The organism is Pontibacter silvestris, assembly GCF_020907275.1.
In the GTDB taxonomy this organism is placed as follows: Bacteria; Bacteroidota; Bacteroidia; order Cytophagales; family Hymenobacteraceae; genus Pontibacter; species Pontibacter silvestris.
The window spans coordinates 1-24,545 of the sequence record NZ_JAJJWI010000005.1 but is presented as its reverse complement, the minus strand read 5'-3'; the positions used below and the strand labels follow the sequence as shown (position 1 = coordinate 24,545).

The window sequence follows — 24,545 nt, the reverse complement described above, 5'->3', positions numbered from 1 at the left end:
TACAAACAACAGAGGGGCTTTTTTTAAGCTGCTGCTTTCTTCTTCAACCGACAGCAGTTCTTATATTTCTCTCCACTCCCGCACGGGCATGGCTCATTCCGGCCAATCCGTTTGCCATAGGGGTTTAGCAGCTTCCTAAAGTTAATACGAAAACGGCGCTTTAATTTCTGATGAAACACCTTAGTCAGTAATTCATATAGTTTAGGGTGCTTCTCAGCAAGTTGGTCTGGCTTCTCAAAAAAGTACTCCGTAACTACGGCAAAGAACTCAGCTTCGCTGGTAGCTCCATAACTATCAATATCGGAGTTGCCTTTGTTTATGCTTTTTATTTTGCGGTACATGAGCTCCTGCCAGGGCCTCAGCAATTCTTCCGGTAAATAAGCCTTCGGTATACCGTCTATTTCACCATCTGCCTGGTCGAGCATATGCGCAAACTCATGTATACCCACATTCTTACGATCCTGCATATCATTAAAGCCTCGCTCCAAAGCAGGTTTAGATAGTGTTACATAGTGGTCGTTCTGAAAAGGATTCACCCGCCCCAGCACCTCTGAAACAGCTTCATTATCTTTTTCTTGGTAACGTTTTATGCTACCAGGAAAAATCAGAATCTCTCCCAGGTTATTGTACTCCCAATCCTGAAACCCGAAAATAGGAATAATAGCACTGGAACCAACCAAAACTTTAGTTGTATCGTCCACCACGGTATCAATGCCTGTAATGCGTTTTTCTGCTAAGAACAGTTGCAGCATTTTCTCAAACCGCTGCTGCTCCTCCTCCTTTAGCGTATGGTAAAAGCCAACTCTGTCCTGCAAAATTTTTCGCCATTCTACAGGAAATTCCTGTGTCAGCACTTGCTTACGCCTACGCTCTTTTCGCGTAGCCCATCTGTATAAAAGAAAACAGAGCCCTCCTATAAAGACAATAAAAAATAGATACCCCATGCGCCACTTAAACGCTCATAAGCCCAGAAAGATGTTACGAAATAAGTAAATTACACCCTCTGATGTCCGAATTATCAAAACGGCCTAATACTTCGAAACTGCCATTTGCATGTACCCGGCCAATATCTTTTGTTTCTATAAAAGCACAGGAATCTATGTTGGCCAAATCGATGACATTAATGCCACCAGAGCGTAAGTCAGGCCTAATGTCAAAAGGGTCGTTAAGGTCACGCAGCAAAACACACATTGTATAACCAGGCCAGAAAATGCCCTTGCCTTTAGAGTATCCCTGCGAAAGTAATTCAGTCATTCCATATTCCGAGTGAATGGCCTCCACACTAAACCCCTGCTGCAGGTGTGCATGAAGTTCCTCTCGTGTCATTTCGCGGCGGCGGCCTTTCATACCACCTGTCTCCATTATCGTTACATCACTAAAGTCTTTCTTTCCCTGTAGCTCCTCAGCCCAGTCAAGCAAAGCATAAGAGACACCTATTAACAGCACCTTTTTGCCTTTCTGCCTTGCATGTTCCATAGCCTGTAAGAGTTTATTATGCTCCCGCAGGTAAAAGCCCTCCTCCTGCTGCCCTGTCTGCTTTATAAAATAATCTACCATCGCTACCAATGAAGAGCCCCCCTGCTCTAGGTAAGACGGTAAAAGTGCCAGCACGACATAATCCTGTAAAGGACCATAGAACTGTTCAAATATCAGTTTTGTAGTCTGCGTATACCAGCTAAGATCAGAAACTAAATGCCTGCTGCGCGTCATTTGGGTAGTGCCGCTACTATAAAAAGTTACCTCAGGCTCAAACTCTCCTGTTATTATCTCATGGCTCTTAAAGAATTCTATAGGAAGAAAAGGGATTTGCTCTAGCTTTTCTATCTGCTGTGGCTCTACCTTTAGGTATTGCAAATACAGTTTATAAACCGGATTGTGCTGAGCCTGGTAGCGAAATAAATCGAGAGCTGTAGCGTTGAAGTCTAAATGAGTATTTTGGTGTAGAAGCCGGATGTGCTGCGTCTTAAAATCCATCCAAATTATCTTATAACAATTTCTATATGTATTCGTTTGATTTAGTAAATTTAGCTTCATTTTCTGAAATCACACATGAAATATATGCTAAAGTATAGTGCACCTTTGTTGTTTCTACTATTAGCGTTCAGTTCCTGCCGTAAGGAACCGACTTATCCAGACCCGCCACAAATTGAATTCCGGCGGGTGGATCAATACACATTTGAGAAAAACAGAGTGCAACAAGACTCTCTTGTTTTAGTAATTGGTTATCAGGATGGAAACGGAGATTTAGGCCTGGCTCGTGAAGAAGGTGTAGATAGGGACCCTCCTTTTGATACTGGCTCGGAGTATGAGAATAATTTTATTGCTGAACTTCAGGTAAAGCGAAATGGACAATACGAGCCTTACTTTTCAGGAGGTTCATCGCTAAACTTTAACGGCCGTTTCCCAAGGCTTTCCAGTGACGATAGAAGCGAAGCACTGGAAGGCGAGATAAGATACTCCATCCCCAGCTTTACTTCAGATATTTTTAACCCAGGTGATACTATCCGCTTTGAGGTTTTTATTTACGACAGAGCTTTAAATAAAAGTAACACAGTAACTACAAGTGATATAATATTGTTTAGTGGTGGTGAATAACTGCTTGTTAAATTAACAGATCACTCGGTATTCTGCTATATAAGGTAGCCTAAAGAATTTACTACTAAAGTGGTAGCAGATTCTTTGGGCTTTTCTGCTTTTGTTGTTTTAGTGCATCCTGTTCCCTTACCCTTAATCAGTATACAGAATAACTGACTCCCACTTTTCTCGTCTTAAGCCCATTTGCAGCAGAACAAAAAGCATCAACCTATAAAGCTCTTGCTCCGATTATGCTACGAATGTGTTTTCAGGTATGTTAAAATATTATTTGAATAGGGCGACTTACATATTAACAACAGGTTCGAAAGCTATTAAGCTTACGCCAGATTTTCAATAAAAGTGGAATTTGTAAACCATATAATTCTTAATCCGTTATTAACATAAATTAGCAAACTTTAAAACTAACATTAAAAACTATGGATGCATCAGACGTAAAAAATAAAGTAGATAAGATTAATCCAGAACAAAAAGAAGGACCTGTAGCTACAGCTATTGAGAACCAGACAGCAAAAATACCTTCAGACGTATATTTGTGGGCTGCATTAGGTTCTATGGCAGTTTCTGCAACGCTTAAAATAATTAAAAAAGACGAGGAAGCTTTATTCGTTGGACAATGGGCTCCATCTTTTCTACTTTTAGGTGTTTATAATAAACTTGTAAAGCTACAAGGCAACGACTAATTAAGCTTAATTTTGAAGTTTAACAAATACTATAAAGTATAAAAGACAAAAAAGGAAACATTATGTTTCCTTTTTTGTCTTTTATACTTTATAGTATTTGAGGTACACGCTAGATATGATATTCTTTTGCAAAAATGTTTCTGGTTTACATAACGAGGAATGAAATGTACTGAACCACTGTTAAATTACCCCGGGTAACTCAATAGCTTCAAGAAAAGGTTCTAAACACAAGACGCTAGCAAACCCAACTACTACCGTTATCTTGCTTTTTGTAGGATCGTACCATGCCTCGGCATAAAAATCTCTCATATCATAAAGCAAAACATGATACCCACGCTCTATACGAGCAGCCAGAAATGTACCATATTTTAATACATCTGCTGCTCGTTGATCAAAAGGCTTGTATATAAACTGGTGTAAATCCATGTACATAGTATACGGCAGATATAAACCAATAGTATGCAAAACTTTAGTATAAAATCTTACAGGCAGGCTTACTAGTTATGGTTACATAAGAATATAAGTTTACTTCTGCTTGCTTATCTTATCTATATCTGATATATTTAATTTAAGTAAGAAAGGCTGTATTGCAGTTCCTTCTAACCTAAACCATTCTTTCCTTTAGAGGGAGGAGCATTAGCCCTGTGTTTGCAGGGCTTTTTGTATGTTATTTTTTCAAAGTTTCACACAAAATGTAAAACCTCAGATATCTTTTTTGCGTAAAACAGGTTATTAAATTGGTTTAGGTTAAGAAGGTAGCTTATAGCTGCCTTTTTCTTTTATGGAGGACTGCTTAAATCATACAAGTTAGAAATAACTTATACATCTTTATAAAACAAAAGGCCTGTGGTTTGTGACCACAGGCCTTTTGTTTTATAAAATTAACTCACATCAGAAAATAGCCGGATAAGTTTCAGGATCTGCCTCATGCATAATACCATATACTGCCTCAAACACATCTTCTGTATTTGGCTTAGAAAAATAGTCTCCATCTGTGGCATAGGCTGGTCGATGAGCTTGAGCTGAAAGGCACTGTGGCTTTGAATCTAAATAGCGCCACGCTTCCTGTTCGTCTATTACCTGCTGCATCATATAAGCAGTGGCTCCACCTGGTACATCTTCATCGGTAAACAACACTCGATTTGTCTTCTGGATAGAATCTGTAATAACATGCTCCAGATCAAATGGCAACAGCGTCTGCACATCAATAACTTCACAGGAAATACCAAGCTCCTCCAATTGATTGGCAGCTTCCATCACAATGCGGCACATAGAGCCATATGTCACTACAGTTACATCGGTACCACGCTTCAATATCTCAGGCACCCCTAGAGGCACTGTAAACTCACCCACATTACTAGGAATCTGCTCTTTTAAACGATAACCATTTAAGCATTCAATAATCAAAGCGGGCTCATCAGACTGTAACATGGTATTATAAAAGCCTGCTGCCTGTGTCATGTTACGTGGCACAAGCACATGCATACCTCTTATGCTATGCAAAATCATACCCATAGGAGACCCTGAGTGCCATATACCTTCCAAACGGTGCCCACGGGTACGCACAATCATAGGGGCTTTCTGGCCTCCTTTGGTACGGTACTGCAGGCTAGCCAAATCATCAGACATAATCTGAATGGCATATAGCAGGTAATCCAGGTATTGAATTTCGGCTATTGGACGCAGTCCCCGCAAGGCGGCACCAATTCCCTGTCCTATAATAGTACACTCCCGTATACCTGTATCGGTTACACGCATATCGCCGTACTTATCCTGTAAGCCGGCAAAGGCTTGGTTAACATCCCCTATATAACCAACATCTTCACCTAAAGCAAAAACCCGGGGGTCCCGCGCAAGCATCTCATCAAAGCAAGCCTGCAGCACTTCCCGTCCGTCGGCCAAACGGGAGCTTTCATTATACTCAGGCTTGATTTCTTCTACTAGTAAAGCAGACTCATCAGACTGGCTATAGAGGTAAGAGTTATATCGCTCCGCGTTTTCACCTAACACCTGCTCAATCCAGCCAACAAGCTCTCTTCTGGCCTCACTACGTTCTTTACGTGCATAACGTAAGGCTTTGCGTACGGCTTTCACCGCATCGTTTCGTATAGGGTTTGTTGTTTTGCGAAGCTCTTCGGCTATAGCTGCAATCTCTGCGGTGTGCTCACTTGACTGGGCTAAATTATCTATCAGGCGAAGTGCCTCATTATGGTCAACTTTTACATCAGCCATAAATTCATTCCAGGCATTTCCACGTGCAGTGCGAACAGCCTCTCTGGCATCAGCCTCAATTACCTCCAGTTGTACTTCAGTAGCAATCTCATTTTCAAGAATCCATTCCCGCATTTTTTTAAGGCAGTCAAATTCTGCTTCCCACACCAGTCGGTCTTTCGGCTTATAGCGTTCATGCGAGCCTGATGTGGAATGGCCTTGCGGCTGTGTCATTTCCTCTACATGTATAAGTACCGGCACATGCTCTTCCCGGCAGACACGTACAGCAGCCTCGTAAGTTTCACACAAGCTAATATAGTCCCAGCCTTTAACGCGAAAGATTTCATAGCCTTGTTCGTTCTTACTGTTACGCTGGAAACCAGACAATATTTCAGATATACTTCCTTTTGTAGTCTGGTGCTCTGAAGGCACCGAAATTCCATAGCCATCATCCCAAACAGAAACCAGCATAGGCACCTGCAACACCCCGGCTGCATTGATAGCTTCAAAAAAAGGACCTTCTGAAGTCGATGCGTTTCCTATAGTTCCAAAAGCAACCTCATTCCCATTATTGGAAAAGGTTTTCATATTATGAAGCTCAGGGTTTTGACGGTACAACTTAGAAGCATAAGCCAGCCCCACTAAACGGGGCATCTGAGCCGCCGTAGGAGAAATGTCTGCACTAGAGTTCTTTTGCTCTACCAGGTTCTTCCACTTTCCCTCCTCATCCAGTGAGCGCGTACCAAAATGCCCGTTCATTGAACGCCCAGCCGTCGAAGGGTCTTTTTCTACATCAGTATGGGCATACAGCTGTGCAAAATACTGCTGCAATGTAAGCTCACCAATGGCAAACATAAACGTCTGGTCACGGTAATAACCTGAACGCCAGTCTCCATTCCGGAAGAACTTAGCCATAGCCAATTGCGCCAGCTCTTTACCATCGCCGAAAATGCCAAACTTCGCTTTCCCCATAAATACTTCCTTCCGGCCGGTGAGGCTAGCCAGGCGGCTTTCCCATCCAATTCGGTAATCGTTGAGTATTTCTTCTGTAGTTATCTTTTGAGTAATAGATACTTCTGCAGTTTGCATGTTTCTCCGGTGTAAGCGTAGGTAGTAAGTTTTTCCAATCAAAATTACGGATTAATCCACTATTTTCAAATTTAGCGGCATCCTGACACTTATTGGCACACTTTTGGGAACTGTTGTTTTTGTAAATTTTAGTTATATTTGCCTTGTTAAGGATTGACTATATTTTCTTGTTTAATTAGTTAAATTAAGCTAAACTAGTACTTATGAATAAAAAGCTATATTTGCTTTTATTGCTTTGCTTCCTAATAGCAAGTTACAAGGTAAATGCACAAGGTAAACTTATTTACAAAAATGAGTCTCACGATTTTGGCACAATAGCAGAGGGCACTTTAGCTTCTTACGAATTTCTTGTGAAAAATGTAGGAGACCAACCGGTTATAATTGCGAATGTGCAGCCATCCTGTGGCTGCACAACCCCAGAATGGCCGAAAGACCCGATATTACCAGGTAAAATAGCGAAAATAAAAGCTATGTATAATAGCACAGGACGCCCTGGACCTTTCAATAAATCAATTACGATTACATCTAATGCAGAAACACCCAGCCATGTTTTGTACATTAAAGGAGAGGTTGGTCCAAAAGATTTAAAAACTAATTACACTGAGGAACAAAAATTAAACTCTCCTCGTTTGGCAGTTGGCAGAACCAGTTATACCTTTGGAAAACTTGAAAAAGGACAAAAAGCAATAGCCAGGTTCACCATAAAAAACAACGGCTTAAAGCCGCTAATTATCCAAGGTGTAAGATCGGCTTGTAACTGTGTCAGCTACAAAGTTTCGGAGCCAGAAATTAAAGCAGGACAGCAGGCAATTTTGGAACTAACTTACACTCCAATGCTGTTAAAAGAGCAAAACGAGGTAGTAACCGTTCTTTCAAATGATATTGTAATGCCAGGACTTAAACTCATGCTAAAAGCAGAAGTAGTAGAAAGTCTGGCTTCAAAAAATATGTTAAGGGAAGGTACACAGCCTTCACCTTTCAGATAGTTTTTTTCATAGTTTTATTTTGTACTAATGGCAGTGATTTTATCGCTGCCTTTTTTCATTTTATCCCGGCTGAATTCATTAGGCAATGTTTTTCATATTGCACTTTTTTTACTCTCTTTCTTTCTTACTCCAGGCTAGAAGAAGCCTTAAGGAATTGTGCTTTAAAATCAGGTAAGTTGTGGTATATTTGCGCTAGCATTAACATAACTCTATATTATACTGAACGACATGATTATTGGTGTTCCTAAGGAGATTAAAAATAACGAGAACCGTGTAGGTGTTACTCCTGCCGGGGTGGTAGAACTGCTACGCCATGGCCACTCTGTTTATGTACAGGCCAGTGCAGGCGAAGGCAGTGGTTTCACCGACGAAGCTTATACGCAGGCTGGTGCCACCATTCTTCCAAGTATTGAGGAAGTGTATGGCATCGCTGAAATGATCATTAAAGTAAAAGAGCCAATTGAGTCTGAGTACAGCCTTATCAAGGAAGATCAATTGTTGTTCACTTATTTCCACTTTGCCTCTTATGAGCCTCTTACACGGGCTATGATAGAGCGTAAAGCGGTTTGCCTGGCTTACGAAACAGTAGAAAGAGCAGACAGAGCCTTACCTCTTCTTATTCCTATGTCTGAGGTTGCTGGCCGTATGTCGATACAGGAAGGTGCCAAATACCTGGAGAAACCGTTGAAGGGCCGTGGTATATTATTAGGCGGTGTACCAGGTGTTCGTCCTGCTAAAGTCTTAATTCTTGGTGGTGGTGTGGTAGGAACTAATGCTGCTAAAATGGCTGCGGGTCTTGGTGCCGATGTAACCATTATAGATACAAACCTGCAGCGCCTTCGTTACCTGGATGATATTATGCCAGCGAACGTGAACACATTCATGTCTAATGAATACAACATCCGTGAACTGCTGCCTACACACGATCTTATTATCGGAGCTGTGCTTATACCAGGAGCCAAAGCTCCTCACCTGATTACACGCGATATGCTGAAAGAGATGCGACCGGGCACTGTTGTTATCGACGTAGCAGTTGACCAGGGAGGTTGTATAGAGACTTGTAAGCCAACAACGCACGAAGACCCAACTTATATTATTGACGATGTAGTACATTATTGCGTTGCTAACATGCCAGGCGCTGTACCTTACACATCTACATTGGCTCTTACCAACGCTACACTCCCCTATGCTATCCAATTGGCAAACAAGGGCTGGAAAAAAGCTTGTGCCGACAACAATGAACTAAAGAAAGGATTGAATGTAGTAAAAGGCCAAGTAGTTTACCAGGGTGTGGCCGAAGCATTTAACCTGGAATATACTGAAGTTGATAGCGTTCTGTAATAAGAACAGATCTTAATAAAGAGGGCGCCTTTTTGACAATGTCAGGAAGGCGCTCTTACTTTGCAGCACTATATAGGCTAGATTTGAGAATAGCATGAGCAGAATGATGGCTTTACAAAATTCTTCCTGTGAGAGTAAAATAAATCTGACTTGACTCAAAATGTTTAATAACACACTTAAACTGCTGCTAAAGCGCTTGGGCCTCCTGTTGGGGTTGTACACGCTGCTGCGGATAGCTTTTTATTTTTTTAATTACAAGACCTTTGCCTCTGCCGATGTAGCTACTACCTTAATGGCTTTCGTGCATGGCCTGCGTTTTGATGTAGCGGCACTTTGTATTATCAACTCTCCCTTTATCCTGCTCTCGCTCTTTCCGCATGGCAATACGGCTAATAAAACATATCAGCAGGTGCTGTTAGTACTGTTTCTGCTTCTGAATATGCCCTTTGTAGCCCTGTCGCTGGTAGATGCAGAGTTCTTTAAGTTTGTAGGCAAGCGATCTTCTAATGAAGTGTTTACTATTACAGGTGATATCCTGGATCAGCTGGGGCAACTAATTCAATACTACTTGTACCTAGTGTTGCTTTTTCTGCTGCTCGTAATGGCAGTAGCCAAAGCGTATCCAAGGCAGCGAAACTTTAACCTGAAGCAACCTCATATTCTGTGGCGCTACCTGTGCCTGTTAGTAGTGGCTGCCTTTATAGTATTGGGTATTCGTGGAGGTTTACAGTTAAAGCCGCTACGGGTAAGCCATGCTTTTGTACTGGAACCTGCCATACTGGGTCATTTAACATTGAACAGTCCTTTTACTTTCATAAAAAGCATAGGGCAGCCAAGGCTGGAGGAGAAGCATTATTTTCCCTCAGACGAAGCAACCCTTGCCGCTATGCCGTTTGATCCAAAACAGTACATGCTACAAGATAGTGTTCCTGTAAAGGAAAATATTGTGATCATTGTACTGGAAAGTTTTGCAGCAGAATATGTAGGCGCTTTAAACAATGGTAAAGGCTATACTCCTTACCTGGACTCATTGGCAGCTCATGGGCTGCTTTTCCGTAATGGTTTTGCTAACGGAAGAAAATCTATTGAGGCACTTCCGTCAGTGTTGGCTGGCTTACCCTCTCTCCTGCAGGAGCCCTATATTACCTCTTCATATCAAAGCAATACTTTATATGGTTTGGGCACAGTACTTCAAGGAGCTGGTTACCATACGGCTTTCTTTCATGGAGCAGCTAACGGAACAATGGGCTTTAACAATTTCTCGAACCTGGTAGGCATACAGGACTATTATGGTTTGGATGAGTATCCTTCAGAACGCCGAGAGCAAGACTTTGACGGACGGTGGGGTATTTTTGATGAGCCCTACTTACAACATGTAGCCAAAAAATTAACGACCTTTAAACAGCCTTTTATGGCAACCTTATTTACGCTGAGTTCGCACCACCCTTATACCATACCGGCGCAGCATAAAGGTCAGTTTCCGAAAGGAGAATTGGAAATACATGAATCTGTTGGTTATGCCGACTATGCCCTTCGGGAGTTCTTTAAAACTGCTTCTAAGCAACCGTGGTACAACAACACGCTATTCATACTTACCGCCGACCACACTCAAATGGGTAACAACCCGGCATACCAGAATGAGCCTGGCTACTTCCGGATACCAATCATGTTATTTCACCCAAACAAAAGCTTCGAAAACTTAAATCCAGAACAGGTAGTACAGCAGGCAGACATTTTTCCGACGGTAGTAGATTACCTGAATATTAAGACAAATAAGGTGCTTCCGTTCGGACAGTCTATGCTGGACACCACGGTAACGGGAAAAGCACTGTTCTACAGCGGCAACTCTTACTATATGGTACAGCAGCAGGGCGTAACAGAGCTATCAGCTGACGATCAAGTCAGATTTTACACATTTCCTGGCTTTAGTTCTGTCCCAATCCAAAGCAAAAGTACCACCTCTGAGCAACAGCTAAAAGCTTATGTGCAGTATTTAAGAAACGGGTTAATCGGTAACAAGCTATACTTTTGGCTGAATGAGTAAAGCCAATAAGAGCAACTTATAAATAGACATAATGGTAAAGGCACTCACACGTTTTCAAGCATGTAAGTGTCTTCACCATTATTTTTTAATATCAAACATATCTTATCAGAAAGCAATTCCTAAGTTAAACCCTAAGCCTCTAATACCTAAAAAAAGGACCATCAACTTTTAGGTTCGCACTGTTATCGGTAACAATGGAGCTAATATATGAAGTGTCTCCTATTACTATTAAACTATCAAGATCATCTTCTAAGTCCTACTTTTCGCTTGCGCTATGACTATCCAAGTCAGTTACTGCACTGCCATCACCTTTTAATTTACCATAGTGAGCGCCAATAATATACCAATACAGTACAACTCTTTTGGCAATCAGCCATTGAGCTCCAATCATTAAACCTCCTCCAAAGCCTTTCATAGAACTTTGAATAGGAAGAGTGTACGTTTCATAACTATAGTCAACAACTGCACCTCCATTATCATATATTTCTCTGGCTACTTCATAAGCATACTTATAGTTCTTCCGAGCATAGCCGTTGCTTCTGCTTGAAGCGTATCTTTACTTGATGCGACTAAAGAACTGGCAGCCTCCGCAACACAGGCCTGCGCAACTAAGCACAAGACAACTACAGTAGTAAAGGCATTCTTCATAAGATTGTGATTCATATCTGTTTTAACAAAGATGCATCTTCTACAAACTTGAAAAAAATACTAATTTATAGGTATTTTTCACCATTTTTACTCCTGCATTGTGTTATTCACATCTGGTTTGAAAGAGTTATGTATGTATAAAGACAAGGCTTTGATATTCTGAAGCTATTTGAGGTTCTAAGGTTTAAAAGCTGGCACTTCCTGTAGCGGGTGATACTGCTGGGCACTAAAATCAACGTGCCAGCAAAAATGCTGTAACCCGTTTGTTATCACCACATATTTAGCTTGCAATGTCTGGTTGTAAACAGATACCTGCTTTACTACCTCTTGGGTAATAGGAATATGAGCAGCTTTACATTCCACAAGTAAATGTGGCTTTCCATGATGGTCATATACGCAAAGGTCAGTACGCTTTTGAAGCCGGTTATAGGTAGTGCCACGCTCCACGCTAATAAGGCCTTTAGGGTAATGGAGGGCCTGAATCAGGTAGTGCAGAAAATGCTGCCGCACCCACTCCTCCGGCGTCAGTACCACATATTTTTTCCGTAGTTCATCAAAAATCAGGGAATTAGCGCCAGATTTCTTAATTTTGTAATCAAACGGAGGTAGATTTAACGTATCCATCCTGCTAAATTATACTTTTTTGTAGTCCGCCCTAGTAAGTGACAGCTGCCAAGGCGGCTTTTTTATATCTATTTCTTATATTGATAACATGAAGACTAAAGAAGAAATTGTAAACGACTGGCTCCCCCGTTACACCGGTGTGCCACTGGAGGAATTCGGAGAATATATACTGCTCACTAATTTTATAAATTACGTACGCATGTTTGCCGATCGTTTTGATGTGGAGCTGAAAGGTCTGGATAAACCGATGCAGACAGCGACGGCCAACAACATAACCATCGTAAACTTTGGTATGGGTAGTGCTATGGCAGCCACTGTTATGGACTTACTTTCTGCCATTAAGCCTAAAGCAGCATTATTTTTAGGTAAATGCGGTGGTTTGAAGAGAAAAACACAGATCGGAGATTTAATACTGCCTATTGCTGCCATTCGTGGCGAAGGTACCTCAGATGATTACATGCCTCCTGAAATTCCGGCACTTCCATCTTTCCGCCTGCAACGTGCTGTTTCATCTATGATAAAAAAGCATGAAATGGATTATTGGACAGGTACAGTATATACAACTAACCGTCGCGTGTGGGAGCATGACGAGGAATTTAAAGAATACCTGCGACAAATAAGAGCAATGGGCGTGGATATGGAGACAGCAACTATTTTTACGGTTGGCTTCATAAACGAAATTCCTCATGGCGCACTGCTACTCGTCTCTGATAACCCAATGATTCCGGAAGGAGTGAAAACGTCAGAGAGCGACAAGCATGTTACGGCCAATTTTGCAGAAAAACACTTAAGCATTGGTATTGATTCTTTGCTGGAGTTGATCAACTCAGGAGAATCTGTAAAACATATGCGCTTTGAATAAGCTTGCAGCTAAACTGTGAGCAGTATCAAACCCAAGATAAGGACATAGCCCGAGTTATTTTCTTACCTTGGGTTTGATGTTTAAAGCTATTAGTAAGTAGTTTGGAGAATACAGTTGTAAAAGCTATTCCCAATAATACAGCTTTAGTACATTCTCTTGTCTTGGCAGGAAGCAGAAAGGCTTTCCTTCATCCGCCTAAAATAATGCACTTAAACACCCTAAATTAATGACCAAAACATTGCGCACCTTTACTGCCGCTATATTACTAGGCAGCGCCCTTATAAGCGGCTGTACCAGCACCCAGCAAGCCGACCTTATTGTTTACAATGGTAACGTTTATACTGTAGATGATGCCTTTACTAAGGCACAAGCTTTTGCCGTAAAAGACGGTAAAATTATAGCAGTAGGCACCACGTCAGAAGTACGGGAGAAGTATAATGCCTCAGTAGAAATAGATGCTGAGGGTAAAGCTGTTTATCCTGGTCTTATAGACGCTCATTGCCACTTCTACCGCTATGGCCTTGCACTTCAGTCAGCTGATTTAGTGGGTACTGAATCTTATAAAGAAGTAGTACAGAAAGTGGTGGAGCAGCGTGAAAAATACCCTGACACAGACTGGATTACCGGGAGAGGCTGGGACCAGAACGATTGGGCAGTAAAAGAGTTCCCGACAAAAGACACCCTGGATTTACTTTTCCCTGACACACCTGTTATTCTTACACGTGTAGATGGCCATGCTGCCCTTGCCAACCAGAAAGCATTTGACCTGGCAGGCGTAACAGCAGGAACTACTCTTACAGGAGGCGTTGTGGAGGTAGAAAACGGAAAGCTGACAGGCATCCTGATTGATAATGCTGTAGACCTGATAACAGATAAAATTCCTGCACCAGATGCCGATGAACAGCGCCAGGCACTGCTAAATGCCGAACATAACTGTTTTGCCGTTGGTATTACTACGCTGGATGATGCCGGACTGGACAAAGCAACCGTAGACTTGATGGACGAACTGCAGAAGAAAGGTGACATGCAGATGCGCGTTTACGCTATGCTGAACCCATCGCAGGAAAACCAAGACTACTACTTTAAAAATGGTCCTTATAAAACAGACAGACTTAATGTAAGGTCTTTTAAAATTTATGCAGATGGTGCTTTAGGCTCAAGAGGAGCTAATTTAATAGAGCCTTACGCAGACCGAGCCGGACATCATGGTTTCCTACTGGCGTCTGAGCAAGAATTTCGGGACATAGCTGCAAAACTGTACGAGCACAACTTCCAGATGAACACGCATGCCATTGGCGACTCTGCGAACCGCTTGCTGCTTGACATTTACGGTAATCTTCTGAAAGACAAAAACGACCGCCGCTGGCGCATAGAGCATGCGCAGATAGTTAACCCTGAGGACATGGATAAGTTCGGCAGATATAACGTTATTCCTTCTGTACAGCCTACACACGCTACCTCTGATATGTATTGGGCAGGAGACCGTTTAGGAAGCGAGCGTTTGAAGCATGCTTATCCATACGAGGAATTACTGGAGCAGAATGGCTACATTCCATTAGGCAGCGATTTCCCTGTAGAAGATATTAACCCACTTTATGGTTTCCATGCGGCAGTGGCCCGACAGGATGCAAAGAACTATCCTGATGGTGGTTTCCAGATGGAGAACGCTCTGAGCCGTGAAGCAGCTTTAAGAGGTATGACCATCTGGGCTGCTAAATCAAACTTTGAGGAAAAGGAGAAAGGCAGTTTGGAGGCAGGCAAGTTTGCAGACTTCGTTATCCTGGATCAGGATATAATGACAATAGCTCCGGAACAGATGCGAAATGTAAAAGTACTGCAGACATATGTTGGCGGTAAACAAGTTTATAAGAGATAGTTTAAAAAAATCGACATCATAAAAAAACAAGAGCCACTGCAAATAACAGTGGCTCTTATTTTTTGTTTCTACAGATAAAGAGGCTTATCACCATCCATGACTTCAACTTATAATTTCGCTTGCTGTTTTCTTTTTTGGAGCTAAGTTTTTATTGTCTTTAATCAGAAATAAAAACAACAGGCCAAGTGCAAAAAAAGCCATCAACGCTAATATACTGTTACGCATAGAACCTGTTAGCTGCGCAATGGCTCCGTAAGCAAGCGTTCCAAGCACGATAGAGATTTTTTCTGTTACATCATAAAAGCTAAAGAAAGAAGCATGATCCAGGGTAGTGGCAGGAATAAGTTTAGAGTAAGTAGATCTGGCCAAGGACTGGCTGCCTCCCATAACAGTACCCACCACAGCTGCCAACACATAAAAATCAAACTGCCCCTGAATAAAATAGGCTCCCACACATATGCCTATCCACCCAATAACAGCTACCATAAGTGCTTTTATGTTGCCAAACTTATTCGACAGTGCTGCAAAGGCATAGGCACCCGCTATGGCAACTAATTGTATGATAAGAATTGTAATAATAAGCGCATCATCTGGCAAGTGCAATTCTTCTATTCCAAAAATGGTAGCCACATACATAACTGTTTGTACGCCCATGTTAAAGAAAAAGTAAGCCAGTAGAAAGCGCTTCAGCAAGGGCAGTGCCACTACCTGATTGAAGACTTTATTAAGTTCTTTAAAGCCGTTTAATATCCAGCTTCCTTTAGGCTTACGATGATACAAGTTGCCAGGCAGGTGATAAAATGTATATTGCGCAAACCCAAACCACCACACACCAGTTGTAAGAAACGCAATACGTGGAGGGAGACTTGTGTTATCAGCAGCAATTCCAAACCAGCCGGGCATCATAATCATAGCCAGGTTAAACACCAGCAGCAAAACAGAGCCTACATAGCCCATCGAAAAGCCCCGCGCACTAAGGCGATCATATTGATCCTCAGTGGCTATCTCTGGTAAGTAAGCATTGTAAAACACAATGCTGCCGCTGTACCCGATCGAAGCCAGCACAAATAAAATTACTGATATACTAAAGGTTTCCCTGGTAAAGAAATACAATCCGACACAAGACAGAGCCCCTATATAACAGAATAACTTCATGAGCAGCTTTTTGCGCCCACTGTAATCTGCAATGGCCGTTAAAAAAGGACTTAAAGCAGCTATAATCAAAAAAGAAGCTGAAACGGCATAAGAAAACAACACCGAGCTCTGTAACTGAAAGCCAAAGAAATTTACGATAGTACTTTGTGTTGCAGGGTCTGTGGCAACGGCACTATAGTATATCGGGAAAATGGTGGAGGTAATAACCAGCGAGTAAACAGAGTTGGCCCAGTCATAAAAGCACCAGGCTTTGGTTACAGTAGAATTATTCTTTTGCATTCGGAAATTTACTAAAAATCCGATTGCCTGAGATTTTCTTCTGTTGAGATTGTGTTAAATGTACAGCATCAGGAGCATTTATATTACCCTCATGATAGGATTTTAGTCGCTTACTGCCATTAGTTTTATTCAGCTTAAGCTACTAAGGTGCCGTAACCAATATTGCAACACATTTGTAAATAATAAGCTCTCTTCAACCCTGCTCTCCCAATTAAATAATTAGGTAATAATGCCATTCTTTAAGGCATACTTAATAAGGTTCGCCGTGTTTCTGGATTGCGTTTTATCCAGAATGTTTTGCCGGTGTGTTTCAATTGTCCGCTTGCTGGTAAAAAGTTTGTTAGCTATTTCGGCATTTGTATATCCCTCTGCTATTAAACTTAACACCTCTATTTCTCGTTTTGACAGGTCTTTATATTCTTTGTCATCTCCTTTCTGCTCTGCTGAAGGAAAAAGTTCCTTAGCTTGTGCTTTATCAAGTAAGAGCATGGCTATATCTGCGCAGACAAATCGTAACCCCTTAGCTACAAGCTTAATAGCTCCGCATAATTCTTCACTCCCAGCACTTTTCAGTATGAAACCCAAAGCACCTGCTGCCATCAGCCTATGCACATAACTTATGTTATTTAGCATAGTAAGTATGATTATTTTAACATCAGGATGATAAGTTCTAAGATATACTGTTGTCTCAAAACCATCTTTTTCCGGCATGTTAATATCCAGCAAAACAACATCAACTGGGGTTGTTGCTAATAATGCTATAAGTTCATTTCCATTGGAGGCCTCTCCTACAACATTTATTGTCTCCTCCATTTCAAGAAGAGCGCTTATTCCATCACGGATAATTTGGTGATCGTCTGTAAGTATAACATTTATCATGTTCTTAAAAAGGACAAGCGTGCAGACACTTATCTTTTATCAGGAAAATTTAAAAAGCTTTTTGATGTTTCTGGCTCTGTAAAGCATGTCAATATTTAACATTGAATTAAATATTAACATGCTTTACAGGTTTATTTAACGAAGTGTAAATATTAGAAATTCTTATTTAACACACGTTGCTAAATAAGAAGAAATCAATGATGTAAGTTTATTTTAAGTATTTCTCACAACCCAAACAAGTATTTATACTAGGTAAGCAGACTAATCGGTTAGTATACCTTTGACTAAAGCTACAGTTTCAGAATTGTAAATAGTAAAAGCATATTCATACTGGCCTTATTATATAAGATATTGATAAACAAGTTACTGTATATTTCTTATCTTTATAAAGACATTTAGCCGATTCACCTTTTACGAATTACTGGAAATATTGCTTTAGAAAGTTTAATTAACCTTAGCATATGCCCATAGTTACACAAAAGTTAGCGGAGAGTTTTATCGTGTTGGTGTATGGTGACTTGGATACGGAAGATACCAAAAGTATGCGGCACGCCTTTGAACAAGCCATCAGTGAAAACCACAAAAACCTGTGGGTAGACTGCAGCAGCCTGGCCACTATATCTGTTGAAGCTATGCGCATGATCTTATCATACACCAGTAAGATAGAGGCTGTTCATATAAATTTTATTTTATATAATGTTTGCCCCGTTGTACAGGAGAAGCTTGAGAACAGCGGCCTTAACAACATTTTAAAAATAGTACCTACTATAAAAGAGGCCTACATATATTGTAGGAACAGACAGGAGGTATAAACGGTAAGCATGCATGTATACACCCTGAACAAGTGCTCCATCAGATATATTAAAGTAATGTTGTTAGATGCAAAAGATGATGTTCATTTGTTTAAGCACGCTAGGACGTTCTGCTGCTTGCCTTAGGCTCGTGTAAACCTAAATCTCTGGCATACTTGAGATAGAAGAGGCGTTCACATTCATTAACATGAATCTCAGTTTAACCTTGCTTTAAATGCAGCTTCTACTAAAACAATAAAGGACTGCAGATACTACAATCCTTTATTATAATATAAATATCTATTTACTTAGCGGTTATCATCGTTTCTGTCGTAATTACCTCTTCTGTAAGAAGAGCCTCTATAGTCATCGCTACCTATGGATGAGCCATAGCCGCTTCTGTTCCTGTTATAGGAATTGTAGTCGCCTCTCCCCATAGTTCCGCTACCGTAGTTAAAGTTTCCTCCAGAGTTATTGCCACCATAGTTGTCGGAAGAAAGTCCGTAATTACTATAGTTACTATTACCTGCATACCCACCACGATTAGCAGAATAGGAACCATAATCTGAGTTGTCGCCATAGCTGCTGTTACCGCCATACGAATTGCCCCTTCCGCTGCCATAGCCTCTCTGTGAGTTACCATAGTCAGAGGAGCCATAGCCACCTCTCCTGTAAATGTCTCTGTCCGAGCCATAATTACTGTTTCCAGAACTATAACCTGAAGCTGACCCGCCATAATTACTTCCTCTGGAGCCATAATCACTGCCCATTGAACCGTAATCACCACCACTCATAGAGCCATAGTCGGAAGAACCGACATAGCGTCCGCGCGAGCTGTAGTTAGCCCCATCATAGCCAGAACCGCTGTAACCTCCTGTAGAGCCTGAGCCATAGCCTCCGGTTATATTGCTGCCTGGTGAGCCAGAGTTATTTCTGTTGGTATCGCTGGTGTAACCTCCGTCAGAGCTTGTACCAAATGATGATCCGCGACGGTAAGACTCTCCACTACGGTTACCCATAGAAGAACCATAAGAATAACTTCTGTTGTTCTGGTCGGAGCTGCCCCGGTCGGAGTTAAATGAGCCTCCTCCCCCAAAGGTATTGCCAGAGGAGCCATAGCCTGATGATCCGTAGTTTGACTGACCATAAGCAGAGCCTCCCCCGCTGTTGCTTCCACCTTCGCCATAACGTGTGCCTCCACTAAAGCTATCCATAGTACCGCGGTTTGGAGAAGAGTAATTGCGGGATGCCCCATAGCCAGTCGGGCCACTAGTACCAGCACCAGAGTTGCCTCTGTTATGTCTGTTACTGTCTTCGTTGTTTCTGTTTCTATCGTAATCTTCGTCTTCGTTACCTGTTACTCTACCCCAGGCATTACTTATTGTTTCGCCTACACGGCCAAAGAACCCTCTGTCGTTATCTGAATTATTATAGGACTCGTTGTCGCCTCTTTCATAATTATTCTGGTTGTCTCTTGCCATAGCTTTTTAAGATTTAGGGTTAAAAATTGAACGTTATACATCATTATAAACGACAGAGACTAAGTGCGGTTTAAAATTTATGTACATAAACTTCTTAATAATTAAATCAATAATTTAGTTAGCATATCTTATTAAAACTTTATTGGAGAACTTCATTACTTAATATTTTATAAACTTTTCAAAGTCGTTCTTTATATTATTAGGCCAAAGCACCTACCTCTGTTTGATAAATCCGTTTTAACACTGATTTTTAACTTCTTACATTCCATTCTTGCCTGTAGGTCCGTAAAATCTTTCTATTGATGCGTATGTAGCTCTGCAATATTGATTTTAAAGGTATCGCAGGCACTTACGTGCATAAAATATTTATCACTTACAGCTATGGAAAAATTTGCTATTGCCATACATGCAGGGGCTCAAAACATGGACAAAAAGAAGGTAAATCCTGATAAAGATAGAGCTTACCGGAATGGGCTTGAAACAGCATTACAGGCTGGGTGGGAAATATTGGCAAAAAGGGGTAGTGCGGTAGATGCCGTAGAGGCTGCTGTAAGGAGTATGGAAGAAAACCCGCTGTTTAACGCTGGCATAGGTAGTAGCTTAACTAAAGACGGCGATATAGAATTTGATGCTGCAATTATGGAAGGAAAAGGGCTGCAGGCAGGTGCTATCGGTGGTGTACACTATATCCAATATCCTATTTCATTAGCCCGTATCGTAATGGATACTTCAAAACATACTTTTCTTTCGGGAACAGGTGCAGAAGAATATGCTTTAAAATATAATTTACCTTTTAGAGCACCGGAATATTTTAAAACAGACGAAAAGGAAGAAGCATTGCAGGAGGAGCTAGCTTTAAAAAACGAACACGATACAGTAGGAGCAGTTGCCCTAGACCAGAACGGGAACCTGGCTGCTGCTACTTCCACCGGAGGACTTACCGGTCAATTAAAAGGCCGTATAGGCGACAGCCCTATACTTGGTGGAGGTACTTACGCCAACAATGAAGTTTGTGCTGTAAGTTGTACTGGAGACGGAGAGGTTATTATGCGAGGTGTGCTAGCCCATGAAGTATACGCCTTGGTAAAGTATGGCAACGAAGACATTCGAAATGCGGCACAGAAAGCCATAGAAGTTTATGATAAGAACCTGCAGGGAGATAAAGGTTTGATTGCCATAGACCCTAAGGGTAATGTCAGCCTGGCTTTTAACACCACAATGATGAAAAGAGCTTATCGTATTAACAACGGGGAAATGGTAGTAGCCCTTTGGAAAGAAGACAAAGATGGAATTAGTAATTGATAGCTAATATAAGTGGAGCCTCTTACTTGCGCATATAAGGCATCGCATCAATGAATGTATGTTCGCACACTAAAATATTGTCTGAACTTAAGATTACTAAGAGCAGATAAAGCAGATATTATGAGGCTGAGAAGTTAAAAGATAACCTTCAGGTAAAGCACTTACAGCCCTAAAAATGACTAAACACACAGAAAGACATTAGTCACGTTGAGGGTTTGAAAACTCTTTAGTTGATAATGAACTAGAAACAAAGTCTGACTGAATTCTTCTGCTGATAAACAATAAGAAGAATCTGTAGCACCTACCATTAACCTTCTGTATGTGAAAGTGGTATACGCTTTATTATGGAGCGGAAGATACACATAGGAACCTCTGGCTGGCACTATAAACATTGGATGGGCAATTTCTACCCACCTGACCTGAAGCCAAAAGATTTTACGAATCATTACATGAACTTCTTCAGGACTGTAGAGATAAACAATTCCTTTTACAAGCTTCCCTCTGCGCAGACGTTCGCTAACTGGCGGGCATCTGTACCGCCTGAATTTATATTTGCTGTAAAAGGGAGCCGCTTTATCACGCACATGAAAAAGCTAAAAGACCCGCAGCAGAGCATAGCCCGCTTTTTTGAGAATGTAAATGCACTGGAGGAGAAAACAGGCCCTATCCTTTTTCAGCTACCCCCGTTTTGGCAGGTAAACGAAGAGCGGCTGGCAAGTTTTCTGGCTGCACTCCCACCCTATTATCGCTATACCTTTGAGTTTCGTCACCCAAGTTGGTATAAACCAGAAATATTAAACTTGTTGTGCCAGCACAATGCAGCCTTTTGTATTTATGAGTTGGAGTGGCACATGTCGCCCATAGAAGTAACCGCTGATTTCGTTTATGTAAGGTTGCATGGCCCTGAGCATAAGTATTCTGGCAGCTATAGCGACGAAACATTATCATGGTGGGCAAATAACTGCCTGCAATGGCAGCAGCAAGGCCTCGATGTGTACATTTACTTCGACAATGACCAGAACGGATATGCTGCTTTCAACGCAAAAAGGCTACAGGAATTAGTACAGGAACAAAAACCATCTCTCTGACAGTTATACATTCCTATGCGTATATCACTGGCATTCTTTCACAAATACTTTGAGTATAACTGAAGAAAAGCCAGAAAGAGTTATGCAAGCTAAGCATGTGGCAGTATATTTGTCGCGACAAGTATTTTAACGTTAATTATCATATATGGAGAATATAAAAACGGATATATGCATTGTTGGAGCTGGCCCTGTGGGCCTTTTTGCTGTATTTGAAGCAGGTCTGCTGAAAATGCACTGCCACGTAGTGGATGCATTGCCAGCAGTGGGTGGCCAGCTTACTGAAATATATCCTAAGAAACCAATTTACGATATACCAGGCTATCCGGAAGTACTGGCAGGTGACCTTGTTAAAAACCTGCAAAAGCAAATCGAGCCCTTCCACCCTACATTTACCTTAGGTGAGCGCGTGGAAAACCTTGATAAGCAAGAGGATGGCTCTTTTATAGTAACAACTGTAGCAGGTACTAAAATAGCGTGTAAGGCTGTAGTTATTGCCGGTGGCTTAGGTTCTTTCGAACCACGTAAACCTGCTATCGAAAACCTTGAGGATTATGAAGGCAAAGGCGTTACCTATATGGTGCTGGACCCTGAGAAATACAGAGATAAGCGAGTAGTGTTGGCTGGTGGTGGCGACTCTGCCCTTGACTGGACAATATTTCTGGCAGATGTTTGTAAAGAACTAACACTGGTACACAGGGGTACCACATTCCGCGGCGCACCAGAATCTGCTGAAAAAGTAGCTGCGCTGGCCGAAGAAGGTAAAGTAAACCTAATGCTGAAGTCTAATGTAACAGAAGTGTTTGGTGAAGACAAGCTGGAAGCTGTTAATGTACACCTGGAGAGCGTAGTGCATCATAAAGTTGAAACTGATTACTTCATTCCGCTTTTTGGGTTAGTACCTAAGCTTGGCCCTATAGACAACTGGGGATTAGAGTTAGAGAAAAATGCTATTGTTGTAAATACAGTAGACTACTCCACCAACATACCTGGCGTATACGCTATCGGTGATATTAACACCTATCCTGGTAAGCTGAAGCTGATACTTTGTGGTTTCCATGAAGCCGCCCTGATGGCACAGAGTGCTTACAATATTGTTTACCCAGACAAGAAGTATGTACTGAAGTATACTACCGTTAACGGCATACAGGAAATATAGTAATGGAAGACGCAATAACAATATATGTTGAGCAGGACAACGGAGAAAGAGTACCTGTAGAAGCTCCCACTGACATGGGCCTGTCAGTAATGGAAATACTGAAGGCCAGTGAATATGATATACCTGCTATTTGTGGAGGTATGGCTATTTGCGCCACCTGCCATGTAGAAGTATTGGAAAGTGGAGAACTGCCAGAGCCAAGCGATGATGAGGCTTTTATGCTGGAGTCGCTTCCGCATGCTACTGAAACCAGCCGCCTATCCTGTCAGCTACGGGTAACACCTGAGTTGGATGGTTTGGTTGTACGCCTGATGCCGGAAGCATAAAAAGTACAAGTCAATTTCTAATATACAGAAAGCACCTCCCGAAATGAGGTGCTTTTTCTTTTCTTAAAAACTATACTTTAACCCTTGCCATTCCTTGATTCCCTGCCCACAGCCAAAGAGCTATTATGATGAGCTCCGCGCTACCATCCAGCATATACACATCCCAGATAACATCATTTAATGCATAATAAAAGTCGATTAAGGCCATAGCTGCGGCACCACCTATGCCTAAAATTTTCACCTCTGGTGTTACCCGCTTCTTGATGCCCGCAAAAAGCAAAACAGCTCCAATAACAGTTATTAATAGTCCTACTGTCCTTACCAGCCAAAGGTCTTCTTTAGGGCCTGTCACCCATAAGAAACTAGGCATATGTATTAAAGGCCATATACCTGTAACAGCCCAATATACTCCCTGCAATTTTGTTATTAATACAGCTTTATTCATACCCGTACTATACGCAGGCACTTCACCATCGCTACATTATTTCAGCTACGGGTTAATCTCTCCTGCTCTGGAAAACGTAAATGTTCTGAAAAAGAGACAAACTCTTAACTACAGACAAAGCATGAAAATCAAACAAAAAGAAACAATTTATGATGGGTTCTACACTTTCAGAAAACTCACCATAGAAGATAAAGGAGATACGTACGAACGAGAACAATTTGACAGTGGAGACGCAGCCGCTGCTATTGTATATGACACGGATAAGGATGAGTACATTTTTGTAAAGCAGTACCGTTATAGCGCTGAAATGGAATTATTAGAAACAGTTGCCGGGGTGGTTGAAGAAGGTGATCCGGCAAAAACAATAAGAAAAGAAATAGAAGAGGAATCGGGGTATGCCGTAGATCACCTGGAGCATGTGTGGGACTTTTTTTCTTCTCCGGGAGCATGCACTGAAAAAGTACATTTATTTTATGCAGAAGTAAGTAAAAGAAAATCAAAAGGTGGTGGTTTAGATGAGGAGCATGAGGCGATAAAAGTGATTAGCCTGAGCATGGAAGACCTGCTAACAAAAAAGTTCTTAGATGCCAAAACCATTATAGCCGTACAGTGGCTGGCAAGCCGGCATCAGGTATTTCTGAAAAGCCCGGAAGCAAAGCTTTAAAGGCAGTATCTCAAGAACTGTGT

The 24,545-nt window shown here is 41.5% G+C and carries 24 protein-coding genes; 13 read left to right on the top strand and 11 right to left on the bottom strand.

All coding sequences use genetic code 11. From position 1 onward, the window contains the following. Positions 1 to 23: 23 nt before the first annotated feature. Together LN995_RS05845 and LN995_RS05840 are read right to left on the bottom strand one after the other, a co-directional pair. A complete protein-coding gene (locus LN995_RS05845; RefSeq protein WP_262910423.1) occupies positions 24 to 944 on the bottom strand; it encodes a zinc-dependent peptidase in 921 nt (306 codons plus the stop codon). Between the two features lie 34 nt (positions 945 to 978). Beyond that, on the bottom strand, positions 979 to 1,974 hold the full coding sequence (locus LN995_RS05840) for a long-chain-fatty-acid--protein ligase (protein ID WP_229959343.1): 996 nt from the start codon (positions 1,972 to 1,974) through the stop codon (positions 979 to 981). Positions 1,975 to 2,049: 75 nt separating this feature from the next. On the opposite strand from LN995_RS05840, the gene LN995_RS05835 reads away from it, so the two are divergent. Both LN995_RS05835 and LN995_RS05830 read left to right on the top strand, forming a co-directional pair. After that, positions 2,050 to 2,595 (top strand): hypothetical protein, encoded by a 546-nt coding sequence (locus tag LN995_RS05835; RefSeq protein WP_229959341.1) that lies wholly within the window; start codon positions 2,050 to 2,052, stop codon positions 2,593 to 2,595. Positions 2,596 to 3,011: 416 nt separating this feature from the next. Further along, entirely contained in the window at positions 3,012 to 3,275 is a 264-nt protein-coding gene (locus tag LN995_RS05830; protein ID WP_229959339.1) for a hypothetical protein, read from the top strand. A 180-nt stretch (positions 3,276 to 3,455) separates the two neighbouring features. Here LN995_RS05830 and LN995_RS05825 read toward each other — a convergent pair whose 3' ends face one another. Then, a complete protein-coding gene (locus LN995_RS05825; protein WP_229959337.1) occupies positions 3,456 to 3,701 on the bottom strand; it encodes a hypothetical protein in 246 nt (81 codons plus the stop codon). Positions 3,702 to 4,166: 465 nt separating this feature from the next. Continuing rightward, positions 4,167 to 6,575 carry an alpha-ketoacid dehydrogenase subunit alpha/beta gene (locus LN995_RS05820; protein WP_229959335.1) on the bottom strand — a complete coding sequence of 803 codons (2,409 nt, stop codon included), beginning with the start codon at positions 6,573 to 6,575 and terminating at the stop codon, positions 4,167 to 4,169. 203 nt (positions 6,576 to 6,778) lie between these two features. Between LN995_RS05820 and LN995_RS05815 the strand changes: the two genes are divergently transcribed. The 3 genes from LN995_RS05815 to LN995_RS05805 all read left to right on the top strand — a co-directional run bounded on the left by LN995_RS05815 (position 6,779) and on the right by LN995_RS05805 (position 10,946). Then, complete coding sequence (locus tag LN995_RS05815; protein ID WP_229959333.1) at positions 6,779 to 7,561, top strand: DUF1573 domain-containing protein; 783 nt, start codon at positions 6,779 to 6,781, stop codon at positions 7,559 to 7,561. A 228-nt stretch (positions 7,562 to 7,789) separates the two neighbouring features. Beyond that, positions 7,790 to 8,902 carry an alanine dehydrogenase gene (ald, locus tag LN995_RS05810; protein ID WP_229959331.1) on the top strand — a complete coding sequence of 371 codons (1,113 nt, stop codon included), beginning with the start codon at positions 7,790 to 7,792 and terminating at the stop codon, positions 8,900 to 8,902. 160 nt (positions 8,903 to 9,062) lie between these two features. Continuing rightward, positions 9,063 to 10,946: an LTA synthase family protein gene (locus LN995_RS05805; RefSeq protein WP_229959329.1), complete on the top strand. Its 1,884-nt coding sequence runs from the start codon at positions 9,063 to 9,065 to the stop codon at positions 10,944 to 10,946. 256 nt (positions 10,947 to 11,202) lie between these two features. Here the strand turns inward: LN995_RS05805 and LN995_RS05800 are convergent, their stop codons facing one another. The 3 genes from LN995_RS05800 to LN995_RS05790 all read right to left on the bottom strand — a co-directional run bounded on the left by LN995_RS05800 (position 11,203) and on the right by LN995_RS05790 (position 12,218). After that, a complete protein-coding gene (locus tag LN995_RS05800) occupies positions 11,203 to 11,361 on the bottom strand; it encodes a hypothetical protein (RefSeq protein ID WP_229959326.1) in 159 nt (52 codons plus the stop codon). A gap of 77 nt (positions 11,362 to 11,438) precedes the next feature. Then, the gene (locus LN995_RS05795) at positions 11,439 to 11,609 is read right to left on the bottom strand and encodes a hypothetical protein (RefSeq protein ID WP_229959324.1); all 171 of its coding nucleotides are present in this window, start codon (positions 11,607 to 11,609) and stop codon (positions 11,439 to 11,441) included. A gap of 162 nt (positions 11,610 to 11,771) precedes the next feature. Further along, positions 11,772 to 12,218 carry a type I restriction enzyme HsdR N-terminal domain-containing protein gene (locus tag LN995_RS05790; RefSeq protein ID WP_229959322.1) on the bottom strand — a complete coding sequence of 149 codons (447 nt, stop codon included), beginning with the start codon at positions 12,216 to 12,218 and terminating at the stop codon, positions 11,772 to 11,774. A gap of 88 nt (positions 12,219 to 12,306) precedes the next feature. Between LN995_RS05790 and LN995_RS05785 the strand changes: the two genes are divergently transcribed. Together LN995_RS05785 and LN995_RS05780 are read left to right on the top strand one after the other, a co-directional pair. Next, positions 12,307 to 13,080 (top strand): AMP nucleosidase, encoded by a 774-nt coding sequence (locus tag LN995_RS05785; protein WP_229959320.1) that lies wholly within the window; start codon positions 12,307 to 12,309, stop codon positions 13,078 to 13,080. A 226-nt stretch (positions 13,081 to 13,306) separates the two neighbouring features. Then, positions 13,307 to 14,956, top strand: coding sequence for an amidohydrolase (locus tag LN995_RS05780; protein WP_229959318.1), 1,650 nt, complete (start codon positions 13,307 to 13,309; stop codon positions 14,954 to 14,956). Positions 14,957 to 15,058: 102 nt separating this feature from the next. Here the strand turns inward: LN995_RS05780 and LN995_RS05775 are convergent, their stop codons facing one another. Next, positions 15,059 to 16,390: an MFS transporter gene (locus LN995_RS05775; RefSeq protein ID WP_229959316.1), complete on the bottom strand. Its 1,332-nt coding sequence runs from the start codon at positions 16,388 to 16,390 to the stop codon at positions 15,059 to 15,061. Between the two features lie 219 nt (positions 16,391 to 16,609). Further along, positions 16,610 to 17,269, bottom strand: a complete 660-nt coding sequence (locus LN995_RS05770; protein ID WP_229959314.1) for a response regulator transcription factor — start codon at positions 17,267 to 17,269, stop codon at positions 16,610 to 16,612. Between the two features lie 461 nt (positions 17,270 to 17,730). Here LN995_RS05770 and LN995_RS05765 point away from each other — a divergent pair, with 461 nt between their 5' ends. Beyond that, positions 17,731 to 18,081 (top strand): STAS domain-containing protein, encoded by a 351-nt coding sequence (locus LN995_RS05765; RefSeq protein ID WP_229959312.1) that lies wholly within the window; start codon positions 17,731 to 17,733, stop codon positions 18,079 to 18,081. Between the two features lie 287 nt (positions 18,082 to 18,368). On the opposite strand, the gene LN995_RS05760 is transcribed toward LN995_RS05765, so the two are convergent. Next, complete coding sequence (locus tag LN995_RS05760; protein WP_229959310.1) at positions 18,369 to 19,541, bottom strand: hypothetical protein; 1,173 nt, start codon at positions 19,539 to 19,541, stop codon at positions 18,369 to 18,371. A 381-nt stretch (positions 19,542 to 19,922) separates the two neighbouring features. On the opposite strand from LN995_RS05760, the gene LN995_RS05755 reads away from it, so the two are divergent. The 4 genes from LN995_RS05755 (at position 19,923) to LN995_RS05740 (ending at position 23,413) form a co-directional block, all read left to right on the top strand. Continuing rightward, the gene (locus LN995_RS05755; RefSeq protein ID WP_229959308.1) at positions 19,923 to 20,843 is read left to right on the top strand and encodes an isoaspartyl peptidase/L-asparaginase family protein; all 921 of its coding nucleotides are present in this window, start codon (positions 19,923 to 19,925) and stop codon (positions 20,841 to 20,843) included. 344 nt (positions 20,844 to 21,187) lie between these two features. After that, positions 21,188 to 21,931 carry a DUF72 domain-containing protein gene (locus LN995_RS05750; RefSeq protein WP_229959305.1) on the top strand — a complete coding sequence of 248 codons (744 nt, stop codon included), beginning with the start codon at positions 21,188 to 21,190 and terminating at the stop codon, positions 21,929 to 21,931. A gap of 145 nt (positions 21,932 to 22,076) precedes the next feature. Next, positions 22,077 to 23,087, top strand: coding sequence for an NAD(P)/FAD-dependent oxidoreductase (locus LN995_RS05745; protein WP_229959303.1), 1,011 nt, complete (start codon positions 22,077 to 22,079; stop codon positions 23,085 to 23,087). Positions 23,088 to 23,089: 2 nt separating this feature from the next. Beyond that, positions 23,090 to 23,413 carry a 2Fe-2S iron-sulfur cluster-binding protein gene (locus tag LN995_RS05740; protein WP_229959301.1) on the top strand — a complete coding sequence of 108 codons (324 nt, stop codon included), beginning with the start codon at positions 23,090 to 23,092 and terminating at the stop codon, positions 23,411 to 23,413. 70 nt (positions 23,414 to 23,483) lie between these two features. Here the strand turns inward: LN995_RS05740 and LN995_RS05735 are convergent, their stop codons facing one another. After that, entirely contained in the window at positions 23,484 to 23,783 is a 300-nt protein-coding gene (locus LN995_RS05735; RefSeq protein WP_229959298.1) for a hypothetical protein, read from the bottom strand. A 196-nt stretch (positions 23,784 to 23,979) separates the two neighbouring features. Between LN995_RS05735 and LN995_RS05730 the strand changes: the two genes are divergently transcribed. Then, the gene (locus LN995_RS05730; RefSeq protein ID WP_229959296.1) at positions 23,980 to 24,522 is read left to right on the top strand and encodes an NUDIX domain-containing protein; all 543 of its coding nucleotides are present in this window, start codon (positions 23,980 to 23,982) and stop codon (positions 24,520 to 24,522) included. Positions 24,523 to 24,545: the final 23 nt, after the last annotated feature.

Excerpts from the sequence above, each read along its gene's own strand:
- LN995_RS05845 (WP_262910423.1), bottom strand. The coding sequence starts at position 944 with ATGGGGTATCTATTTTTTATTGTCTTTATAGGAGGGCTCTGTTTTCTT.
- LN995_RS05840 (WP_229959343.1), bottom strand. The coding sequence starts at position 1,974 with ATGGATTTTAAGACGCAGCACATCCGGCTTCTACACCAAAATACTCAT.
- LN995_RS05835 (WP_229959341.1), top strand. The coding sequence starts at position 2,050 with ATGAAATATATGCTAAAGTATAGTGCACCTTTGTTGTTTCTACTATTA.
- LN995_RS05830 (WP_229959339.1), top strand. The coding sequence starts at position 3,012 with ATGGATGCATCAGACGTAAAAAATAAAGTAGATAAGATTAATCCAGAA.
- LN995_RS05825 (WP_229959337.1), bottom strand. The coding sequence starts at position 3,701 with ATGGATTTACACCAGTTTATATACAAGCCTTTTGATCAACGAGCAGCA.
- LN995_RS05820 (WP_229959335.1), bottom strand. The coding sequence starts at position 6,575 with ATGCAAACTGCAGAAGTATCTATTACTCAAAAGATAACTACAGAAGAA.
- LN995_RS05815 (WP_229959333.1), top strand. The coding sequence starts at position 6,779 with ATGAATAAAAAGCTATATTTGCTTTTATTGCTTTGCTTCCTAATAGCA.
- ald (WP_229959331.1), top strand. The coding sequence starts at position 7,790 with ATGATTATTGGTGTTCCTAAGGAGATTAAAAATAACGAGAACCGTGTA.
- LN995_RS05805 (WP_229959329.1), top strand. The coding sequence starts at position 9,063 with ATGTTTAATAACACACTTAAACTGCTGCTAAAGCGCTTGGGCCTCCTG.
- LN995_RS05800 (WP_229959326.1), bottom strand. The coding sequence starts at position 11,361 with ATGAAAGGCTTTGGAGGAGGTTTAATGATTGGAGCTCAATGGCTGATT.
- LN995_RS05795 (WP_229959324.1), bottom strand. The coding sequence starts at position 11,609 with ATGAATCACAATCTTATGAAGAATGCCTTTACTACTGTAGTTGTCTTG.
- LN995_RS05790 (WP_229959322.1), bottom strand. The coding sequence starts at position 12,218 with ATGGATACGTTAAATCTACCTCCGTTTGATTACAAAATTAAGAAATCT.
- LN995_RS05785 (WP_229959320.1), top strand. The coding sequence starts at position 12,307 with ATGAAGACTAAAGAAGAAATTGTAAACGACTGGCTCCCCCGTTACACC.
- LN995_RS05780 (WP_229959318.1), top strand. The coding sequence starts at position 13,307 with ATGACCAAAACATTGCGCACCTTTACTGCCGCTATATTACTAGGCAGC.
- LN995_RS05775 (WP_229959316.1), bottom strand. The coding sequence starts at position 16,390 with ATGCAAAAGAATAATTCTACTGTAACCAAAGCCTGGTGCTTTTATGAC.
- LN995_RS05770 (WP_229959314.1), bottom strand. The coding sequence starts at position 17,269 with ATGATAAATGTTATACTTACAGACGATCACCAAATTATCCGTGATGGA.
- LN995_RS05765 (WP_229959312.1), top strand. The coding sequence starts at position 17,731 with ATGCCCATAGTTACACAAAAGTTAGCGGAGAGTTTTATCGTGTTGGTG.
- LN995_RS05760 (WP_229959310.1), bottom strand. The coding sequence starts at position 19,541 with ATGGCAAGAGACAACCAGAATAATTATGAAAGAGGCGACAACGAGTCC.
- LN995_RS05755 (WP_229959308.1), top strand. The coding sequence starts at position 19,923 with ATGGAAAAATTTGCTATTGCCATACATGCAGGGGCTCAAAACATGGAC.
- LN995_RS05750 (WP_229959305.1), top strand. The coding sequence starts at position 21,188 with ATGGAGCGGAAGATACACATAGGAACCTCTGGCTGGCACTATAAACAT.
- LN995_RS05745 (WP_229959303.1), top strand. The coding sequence starts at position 22,077 with ATGGAGAATATAAAAACGGATATATGCATTGTTGGAGCTGGCCCTGTG.
- LN995_RS05740 (WP_229959301.1), top strand. The coding sequence starts at position 23,090 with ATGGAAGACGCAATAACAATATATGTTGAGCAGGACAACGGAGAAAGA.
- LN995_RS05735 (WP_229959298.1), bottom strand. The coding sequence starts at position 23,783 with ATGCCTAGTTTCTTATGGGTGACAGGCCCTAAAGAAGACCTTTGGCTG.
- LN995_RS05730 (WP_229959296.1), top strand. The coding sequence starts at position 23,980 with ATGAAAATCAAACAAAAAGAAACAATTTATGATGGGTTCTACACTTTC.